The sequence below is a fragment of the Colwellia maritima genome (assembly GCF_022669015.1).
In the GTDB taxonomy this organism is placed as follows: Bacteria; Pseudomonadota; Gammaproteobacteria; order Enterobacterales; family Alteromonadaceae; genus Colwellia; species Colwellia maritima.
In genome coordinates this window covers 62,429-70,923 of record NZ_JAKKSL010000008.1, presented here as the reverse complement: position 1 = coordinate 70,923, position 8,495 = coordinate 62,429, and the positions used below count along the sequence as shown (strand labels likewise).

The 8,495-nt window shown below is 41.4% G+C and carries 10 protein-coding genes and 2 pseudogenes; all 12 read right to left on the bottom strand.

The window, feature by feature from the left end:
- Nucleotides 1-819: iron-containing alcohol dehydrogenase (locus L3081_RS25890; protein ID WP_242289636.1), on the bottom strand; the 819-nt coding region annotated here is incomplete at its 3' end.
- A 32-nt stretch (nt 820-851) separates the two neighbouring features.
- Nucleotides 852-1,109, bottom strand: a complete 258-nt coding sequence (locus tag L3081_RS25885) for a hypothetical protein (protein WP_242289630.1) — start codon at nt 1,107-1,109, stop codon at nt 852-854.
- Nucleotides 1,110-1,167: 58 nt separating this feature from the next.
- Nucleotides 1,168-1,856: pseudogene (locus L3081_RS27710) on the bottom strand (aldehyde dehydrogenase family protein).
- A complete protein-coding gene (locus L3081_RS27705; protein WP_274620787.1) occupies nt 1,798-2,655 on the bottom strand; it encodes an aldehyde dehydrogenase family protein in 858 nt (285 codons plus the stop codon). Before L3081_RS27705 ends, L3081_RS27710 begins: the two are co-directional and overlap by 59 nt.
- Before the next feature lie 41 nt (nt 2,656-2,696).
- Nucleotides 2,697-3,712 (bottom strand): annotated as a pseudogene (locus L3081_RS25875) (CaiB/BaiF CoA transferase family protein).
- Entirely contained in the window at nt 3,696-3,839 is a 144-nt protein-coding gene (locus tag L3081_RS27700) for a CoA transferase (RefSeq protein ID WP_274620786.1), read from the bottom strand. The pseudogene L3081_RS25875 and the gene L3081_RS27700 overlap by 17 nt, the downstream one beginning before the upstream one ends.
- Before the next feature lie 68 nt (nt 3,840-3,907).
- The gene (locus L3081_RS25870; RefSeq protein WP_338027509.1) at nt 3,908-4,651 is read right to left on the bottom strand and encodes an enoyl-CoA hydratase-related protein; all 744 of its coding nucleotides are present in this window, start codon (nt 4,649-4,651) and stop codon (nt 3,908-3,910) included.
- Nucleotides 4,652-4,695: 44 nt separating this feature from the next.
- Nucleotides 4,696-5,469: an SDR family NAD(P)-dependent oxidoreductase gene (locus tag L3081_RS25865; RefSeq protein WP_242282657.1), complete on the bottom strand. Its 774-nt coding sequence runs from the start codon at nt 5,467-5,469 to the stop codon at nt 4,696-4,698.
- Between the two features lie 66 nt (nt 5,470-5,535).
- Nucleotides 5,536-6,387 (bottom strand): acyl-CoA dehydrogenase family protein, encoded by an 852-nt coding sequence (locus L3081_RS25860; protein ID WP_242289627.1) that lies wholly within the window; start codon nt 6,385-6,387, stop codon nt 5,536-5,538.
- 11 nt (nt 6,388-6,398) lie between these two features.
- Nucleotides 6,399-6,680: an acyl-CoA dehydrogenase family protein gene (locus tag L3081_RS25855; protein WP_242289624.1), complete on the bottom strand. Its 282-nt coding sequence runs from the start codon at nt 6,678-6,680 to the stop codon at nt 6,399-6,401.
- A gap of 127 nt (nt 6,681-6,807) precedes the next feature.
- Nucleotides 6,808-6,924 carry a thiolase C-terminal domain-containing protein gene (locus L3081_RS29325; protein WP_420839797.1) on the bottom strand — a complete coding sequence of 39 codons (117 nt, stop codon included), beginning with the start codon at nt 6,922-6,924 and terminating at the stop codon, nt 6,808-6,810.
- Nucleotides 6,882-7,958, bottom strand: a complete 1,077-nt coding sequence (locus L3081_RS25850) for a thiolase family protein (protein WP_242289621.1) — start codon at nt 7,956-7,958, stop codon at nt 6,882-6,884. The genes L3081_RS29325 and L3081_RS25850 overlap by 43 nt, the downstream gene beginning before the upstream one ends.
- Between the last annotated feature and the right edge of the window lie 537 nt (nt 7,959-8,495).

Sequence of the window (8,495 nt, the reverse complement as noted above, 5' to 3'; positions counted from 1 at the left end):
ACTGGCAATAGCTTCCTTTAGATTAATTTCGGTTACACCAAATCGTTTTAAAGAGCCATCGAAGTCACAGGCTCGTTGAATCCCTCTTATATGGGCTACTACTTTAGCGAGTGTTTGCTCTGCATTTAGTCCTTTGCTATCAAGTGACAGAGCATCTGCCATTCGCTGTGCATTAGGTAGGTAAAAATCCGCAGCCGTTTCAATTACAACGGGTAGCATTATTCCGTTAGCATCACCGTGTGGTATATGAAAAGTGGCACCTAAGGCATGAGAAAAGTTGTGTACAGGAAATGCGGAGAAAGCGTTAACCACTGCGTTACAAGCCATAGTACTTGCTTGTAGTAACTTTGACCGACAATCGACATTTGTTGGTTCTTTTGCCACCTTGGGCATATTTTCATTTATGACTTTTGCTGCTGTTATGGCATGAGCATCTGAAAATAGGTTCGCTTTTGGTGATGCAATGCTTTCTATTGCATGAGTTAAAGCATCAAACGCAGTGGCAACGGTAATTGACTTAGGTAAGCCAAGGGTCAACTTAGCATCTAGTACTGCCATGTCAGCATCTAAATAGGGGGCTAGTACTAATGACTTTATATTAAGTACTTGGTTGTGGATTACCGCTCCGTTTGTTACTTCAGCACCTGTACCTGCAGTGGTTGGGATGGCAATGTGCGGGATCATGCTCGGCACCTCTGGCCAAGTTTCCAATTTTAGGCCTAATTTTAAAATATCACAAATGTCAGTTAAGTGATGGTGTAAGCAATATTTTAACCCTTTAGCAGCATCTAAAACACTACCCCCACCTAATGCTAAAATACTATCGGCGGCTACAGAGCGAGCATAGGCAACTAAGTCGTTGATTGATTCTGAGCCACGTCGGGAGTGACTTTGGCATATACTCCCACTAATTGCATATCTGGCCCATTATTTAAAGTAAAGACGTCTTTCACTCGATTAACTAATCCCTTTTCCAAGCCTTCATCGCTAACAAGTAATACTCTTTTTCCGCCTAACCCGCGAAATAGACTTGGCACTTTGATGATACTGTCTGCACCGCTATGAACAACGGTACGCATGTTATAAGTAAAATATCCTGAAGTTGACATGATGAGTCTCTCTTATTTTATGATTACTGTTGCGGTGAAGTATGTAGTAAAGACCACATCATTTTATTACGTGGATCACGTTCAAGTGATACGCCAATCGTCTTGGTTTGCATAAAAGCTTGTAAGCCGCGATACCAAATTCACGACCTATACCACTATTCTTGTAACCACCAAAAGGTGCATCTGAGCGCAGCATGTGCCAGTCGTTTATCCAGATTGATCCTGCTTGTAATTGCTTGGCAATTTTTTGAGCATGAACTAAATCATCACTCCATACTCCTGCCGATAAGCCATATGAGGTTTCATTGGCAATTTCAATCGCCTGTTGTTCATCACTAAATTTAATTACACTAAGCACTGGGCCAAATATTTCTTGCTGAGCAATGTCCATATCATTTTTAACATCTGTGATTATGGTTGGTTGAACATAATACCCCCCTCAAATCCCTTGGGCTTAATCGGCTCACCACCACAAACAAAAGTTAAACCTTGTTGCTTGGCTCCGTCAATATACCCCATGATGCGGTCGTATTGATTTTTATTGGCAATCGGGCCATAAGATGTTCTTGGATCTAACGGGTTACCTACCACTAAGGTGTCACATACTGCTGCAAGTTTTTCCATTAATTGATCATGAATGGCTTCGTGAACTAAAATGCGTGTACCAGATTCACACGCTTGGCCTGAATTAAATAAGCCGCCAAAGGTTATACCATATGCTGCAAGGTCGAGATCTGCATCTTTCATAACTATTCTTTGGGCCTTTGCCACCCAACTCCAAACCCACAAGTTTGCAACTTTCAGTAGCCATTTTTTGAATATGTTTGCCAACACAGGTAGAGCCAGTAAAAGATACTTTTCCAACGTCTGGGTGAGTAGTAAGCGCTTCACCTACACTAGCACCGTCACCATTTACTACATTTAGAACACCTTTAGGTAAAACGTCTGACAGTAGTTGCACCAAATGAGTTGTGCTTGCGGTATATTCAGAAGGTTTAATTACAACGGTGTTTCCTGCGGCAAGGGCCGGTATTATTTTTGCTACAGCAATAAAAATAGGAAAGTTCCAAGGCGTAATTAATGCACAGACACCGATGGGTTCTTGCCAAACTTGTGCGTGACCCGCTTCAGGTAGAGGCTTAGTGGGTAAATCAACTATATTATTAGTCGTTTTTATTAAATCAGCATAGTAGCCGATTAAATCGATTACAATAGGGATGTCCATACCGGCTGCACGGCGGATGGTACCGCCAGAATCTCGTGATTCGATAAACATTAACTCTTCAGCATGAGCCCCAATCACCTGACCACATTTGAATAACAAGTCTCCACGGTCATTGTTACTCATTTCACGCCATGAAGGTTGATTAAATGCCCGCTTTGCTGCAGCTACTGCAGCATCGACATCACCCTTGTCCCCCATAGACATGGTTGCATAAACTTCACCATTTCTTGGGTTGATTACGTCAATTGATTCAGGCGTATGCCCTAAATAATCTTGCCCATCGATAAAATGGCCATAATGGAGTTCTTGTTGTAAAGACATAGCTTCCACCTCTGTTTTAGTAATTAATATTTGTATGTAATTTAAACAACCGCCATAGCCTTAAGTTTAGCGTATTGTTCATCAGATAAGTTCAACTGAGCTAAAATCTGCTCTGTATGTTCACCAAATTTTGGTATTTTCCCTACTTGTGATGGCGTCTTATTCAATTTCGGTCTTGGTGCAGGTTGAATTAAATCATTCTCGACGACAAAATTATGTCGAGCCACATTATGTGGATGTTCAACCGCTTCTTTGAGCGACATTACTGGGGCATAACATGCATCAGTACCTTCAAAAATATTATTCCAATGCACTTGTGGTTGAGATTTAAAGTATTTCGTTAATTTGGTTATTGCTAAAGGCCATAATGATTTATCGTATTGCATTGAAAAATTAAGATCGTCAGCAAATCCGGCAAGCGTAATAAATTCTTTGTAAAAATTAGGCTCTAGAGCCTGAACCGTTATATATTTATCATCAGCACATTGGTAGGTATTAGCCCAAGGAGAGGCACCAGTTAAAAAATCACCGCCACGTTGTTCTCCGACTAAGCCATTGGCATACAAACTGGTTAGTAAAGTCTGCATGTACACATTGCCATCGCAAATTGCAGCGTCTATCACTTGTCCTTCACCGGTGCTAAGTACATGAATATAGGCAGCTAGCATGCCCATGACTAAATGCAACGAACCGCCGCCAACATCACCAATAATAGTGGCAGGAGGGAATGGTTTATCGTTAGCAAAACCGCTGTAAGCTAATACACCAGAAATGGAGGCATAATTTATGTCGTGGCCTGCGGCTTGAGCTAAGGGGCCATGCTGTCCCCAACCAGTCATTCGACCATGATCATTTTTTTATTACGTGCTAAACACACTTCTGGTCCCAAACCTAAGCGCTCTATTACGCCAGGACGAAAACCTTCAATAAACATATCGGCTTGTTCAACGAGTGATAACACTAGTTGGATTGCTTCTGGTTGTTTTAAATCAAGAGCAATTGATTGTTTTCCTCGTTTAAAAAACTCTGTTTTGTTTGAGTTAAAAAGGCCCAGCATTTGGGTTATCGGTTTTACGTTCAATTAAAATCACTTCAGCACCCAAGTCTGCTAGCATCATGCTAGCGATAGGTCCTGGACCTATGCCGGCTATTTCTATTACTTTAATACCTTGCAATGCACTCATAATCTTTAACCTATTATTTTTTAAAAGTCCGAAATTTACTTTTTTTAAATTCAGCTTAAACATTGCTACTAATTACCAATAAATACAGGTTTGCGTTTTTCTGAAAATGCCGCTAACCCTTCTTGAATGTCAGCAGATAAGAAATGTTCACGTAATTCGAGGAGTTCAGAATCTAGCGCTGATTGTCGAGTTTGATCCTGCGCTTGATTCGCTATTTTTTTCATACGTTGCAGCACTAATGGGCTTTTTTCTGCTAGGTCGTCACAAAGTTCTTGAACACGAGAGTACAGTTGCTCATGCTCTACAATTTCGTTAACCAGTCCGTATTGCTTCATTTCGCTTGCCGGTAATGATTTGCCTGTAAATAATAAATATTTAGCGACGTTGACAGGTACTAATTTAGGCAATATTGCCGCGCCACCGACACCGGGGAATACACCAAAATTTGAGTGGGCGTCACCCAATGTTGCCTTGTTTGATGCAATGACAATGTCACAACACATAGTAAGTTCTAAACCGCCGACCATGGTCATGCCGTTTATTGCGGCTATTACGGGTTTCGAGCAGTTGCGTAGGGCCCCAAAACTAGTACGGCATTGCATTAAAAAATCTTTTTCACCTGGCTCTGCTTTTTCAAGTACTTGCTTTAAATCAGCTCCTGCACAAAAAGCAGGGCAGTCGGTGGCGGCGAGTACTACAACGCGAATGTTATCGTCTTGTTCAAAATCGGTTAAAGCGATTGCTAAATCGTCCAAAATAGTGCGTGTGAGTGAGTTAAACGCCTTTGGTCGATTAAGTATTAACCACCTGATTGACCTCTTGTTTCTACTAATAATTCTGACATGTTATTCTCCTCTTAGCGTGCCTGCATGACTGTTGCAGCATCAAGACGTAAACAACGACCATTTACATAGGCATTTTCCGCAAGATAAGCACATGTGTGGGCAAATTCTGCCATGTCACCCATACGTTGTGGGGCTTGGCACATAGCAGTGAGTGCGACTTGTACTTTCTCGTCTAGTGATTTAATCATAGGTGTGCCAAATAGGCCTGGAGCGATAGAATTGACGCGAATACCATACTTACCTAATTCACGAGCAGCGGGTATATTCATGCCATTTACTCCTGCTTTAGAACTAGAATAAGCTGATTGGCCAATTTGACCTTCAAAGGCAGCACCAGAAGAAATGTTGATAACAACACCTCGCTCACCTTTTTCATCGGGTTCGTTTTTCGCCATTTGCTCGGCACATTTTGCCATGACATTAAATACGCCATTAAGGTTTACGTTAAGTACCATGGCGTATTTTTTAAGGCTGCTTGCTTTGCCTTCCTTATCCAAAATTTTACATGGCAATGGCACACCTGCGGCGTTAATGTTTACATGGATAGCATCAAATTTAGCCACGATATCGGCAACGGCTGCATCGATACTTTTTTCGGTGACATCGGTTTGACAAAATATTGCATTATTTTCACCGAGCAATGTTATAACTTCGGCACCGGCTTCAGCGTTTAAATCTAATAAAGCTACTTTCGCACCTTTTTCAGTCACCATATATTCTGCCGTTGCACGGCCTAAACCAGATGCACCACCTGTGATCACGACAACTTTATTTTGTAAATTCATTTATATATTCTCTTCGATATTTGTTAAAGTAAGAGTAAAACTCTAGCCTTTTTTAATGTTAATCAATTATCTAAAGGCTTGAACCCCTGTCAGCATACGTGCAATCAGTAGCTTCTGAATTTCAGTCGTGCCATCAGGAATAGGGCCAATAATGGCTTCACGAGCTAAACGTTCCACAACAAACTCTTTAGTAACACCGTTACCGCCATGTATTTGCACCGCTTGACGTGTGGTGTTAACACCAATTTCCGTGCCGTACCATTTGGCCATTGAACACTCTACGTCACAACGAATACCTTTATCGATCATATCGCCGGCACGCAATGTTAATAGCCTTGCTGCATCGATTTGGGTTGCCATAGTGGCAATTTTTTCAGCAATTAATTGATGTCCGGCTATTTGTTTACCGTGTTGAGTACGCTCTTGTGAATATTTAATTGACTCTTCTAATGCTCGACGACCCAATGAGTAACCCCACGCTGCCATATGACAACGAGCGCGTTCAAAAGTTACCAGTGTGTTTTTTAAACCATCGCCAATACTTCCCACGGTGTTAGCGATAGGCACACGCACATCTGCCAGAAAAATTTGCGAAGTAGACTGGCTGTTGAGCGCCATTTTAGGAATGCCACGTACCTCCATTCCCGGTGTTCCTGCAGGGATCGCTATATGGGTCAATTCCCCTTCACCTGTTTTACAGGTACAAACGAATAGATCCATGTGTTCACCATTGGAAATCCAGGTTTTCTCACCATTAAGTACCCAATCATTGCCGTCTCGTACCGCACGTGTTTTCACAGCTGCAACGTCGGAGCCAACATCTGGCTCAGATATACCAACGGCGATAAATTTTTCGCCACTCAATAATCCAGGAACATATTCATCACGAATATGTTCGGGAGCGTTATTAATCAACAAATCGGCACCGACTACATTAATGAGGGTGGCATAGCCAAATCTAAGGAAACGACAGCAACTTCTTCCCATAACAATAAATGTGTTACCCAATCCATGCCTAGGCCGCCAAACTCTTCAGGGTGTGGCGCACAAACCAAACCGAATTCGGCTAAACTTTGGTGCCGACCTTGCAGCTGTTCTTTGCTGAAATGACCTTCACCATGTGCTTCAAGCTGTGGCTTGATTTCTTTGTTAAGAAATTTACGCAGGCCTTCGGTAGCCATTTTTTGTTCTTCTGTCATTAAAAAGCTCACTGTCTTCTCCTCAATTTTATTTTTTATTTAGTTCCGTACTTATTTTGCGAGTATATTGACTGCTACGGCACCTTCTTCTATACCAACTAGACCACCACTGTTTTCATGAACAGCGTGTCTTGCTCCTTCAACTTGACGGACACCAGACTTCACCGCGTAATTGAGTGACCAACTCGTGAAGTTGACCTAAACCGGTAGCACCTAACGGATGTCCCTTAGATTCAAGACCACCAGACGTGTTGATTGGTATACGTCCACCAATGCTAAAGTCACCTCGCTCAGCTGCTTTGGACCTGCTTCACCGAAAGGCACTAGTCCAAGATTTTCTGCATGCAGTATTTCACCCATAGCTGTTGCATCGTGTACTTCCGAGACATCCATATCTTGAGGACCAACGCCTGCTTGCTCATAGGCTTCCATTGCACATAAATGAGCGCAATGTAACTCAGGATTTGAATAAGAGCGATCAGTTGCACTTCGAGTAACTGTCGCTAACACTTTGATGGCGCGATTTTTGTCAGAGCCAATGCGTTTAAGCCCATCTTCGTTACAAACGATTACTGCAGCTGCACCATCAGAAATTGGCGCACACATGGGTAATGTCAGTGGGTAAGTAATAGGTGGCGCATTCAATACTTCTTCAATCGAATAGGCTTGTTGAAATTGAGACAGAGGATTGTGCGTAGAATGTTGGTGGTTTTTTGCTGAAACAGCCGCTATTTGGCGTTGAGTGGTACCATACTTATGCATATGAGCACGAGCAAATGCGGCATATACAGACATAAATACGCTATAAGGACGGTCAGACTCATGACCTTCTGGCACAACAAAATCTTTTGCAGGAGCTAACAACCTTGCTAAATTTGCATCGGGTTCAGATAAATCCCAAGCGCCGTCAAAAACAGAAAACATTCTTGCTTTATCAGTAATGTTCATTTTTTCAGCGCCAATGGCTAATGCCACATCACAGCTTCCCGCTTTTAACATTTGAACAGCGAGATGAAAACCAGAAGAGCCGGTACAGCCATTCTCAACATTAAATACAGGAATGCCTTGTATACCAATTTTGCTTAGATAGACTTGACCAGGGATAAAGGTTTGTCCTTGAAGATGACCTTGAGTGGTTCCTGAATAAAAAGCGGTACCGATATCTGATTTTTCACAACCAACATCTTTTATCGCTGCGTCTAATGCTTCATCACATAGACTTTCCATACTGCGTTCGATATGACGACCAAATGGTGTCATTCCGACACCGACTATATATATATTTGACATTCCAAGTGACCCTTAATTTTGACTTGCTAAAAGGCTAGCATCTCAATTTAAATAATCTCATGGGGTAATGTGTCAATGGATTCGATAGTTTGGCTTAAAATTACAACTATAAAGTGTCAATTTTACGGTCTGAAGTTTATAAACTAATGAACTGAGCATATTTAAATAATCACTCGTTGTTTTAAATTAGGAGTGCTTATTGGTTATCACAGTTCTATTTTGTAGATTATTTTGAGATAAATAAAAGAAGTACAAGATGATTGCTGCTAATTTAAGAAATTTCTTGAAGCCGGAATAATTACCAATTTTTCTTATAGTAAACAAACCGTGAACACTCGAAACTGCTCGTGCTATTAGACTATTTAGCTTTAGATCAGTTGATGTCTTTGTGAAAAACCATTCAAAATCCTACATGTAAAATTAGGCCTTTAAAGTCCACATCGTGGCCTATAAAAACACAAGTGTATTTCTTAGTCTCTGTTAAGTTGTAAAGACAAGAATAATAAATTGTAACTAATATTTAGTGCAATATAACGA

Bases quoted from the DNA above. Each gene is read 5' to 3' on its own strand.
- L3081_RS27700 (WP_274620786.1), bottom strand. From the start codon at position 3,839: ATGAGTGCATTGCAAGGTATTAAAGTAATAGAAATAGCCGGCATAGGT.
- L3081_RS25885 (WP_242289630.1), bottom strand. From the start codon at position 1,109: ATGTCAACTTCAGGATATTTTACTTATAACATGCGTACCGTTGTTCAT.
- L3081_RS25850 (WP_242289621.1), bottom strand. From the start codon at position 7,958: ATGTCAAATATATATATAGTCGGTGTCGGAATGACACCATTTGGTCGT.
- L3081_RS25865 (WP_242282657.1), bottom strand. From the start codon at position 5,469: ATGAATTTACAAAATAAAGTTGTCGTGATCACAGGTGGTGCATCTGGT.
- L3081_RS27705 (WP_274620787.1), bottom strand. From the start codon at position 2,655: ATGTCTTTACAACAAGAACTCCATTATGGCCATTTTATCGATGGGCAA.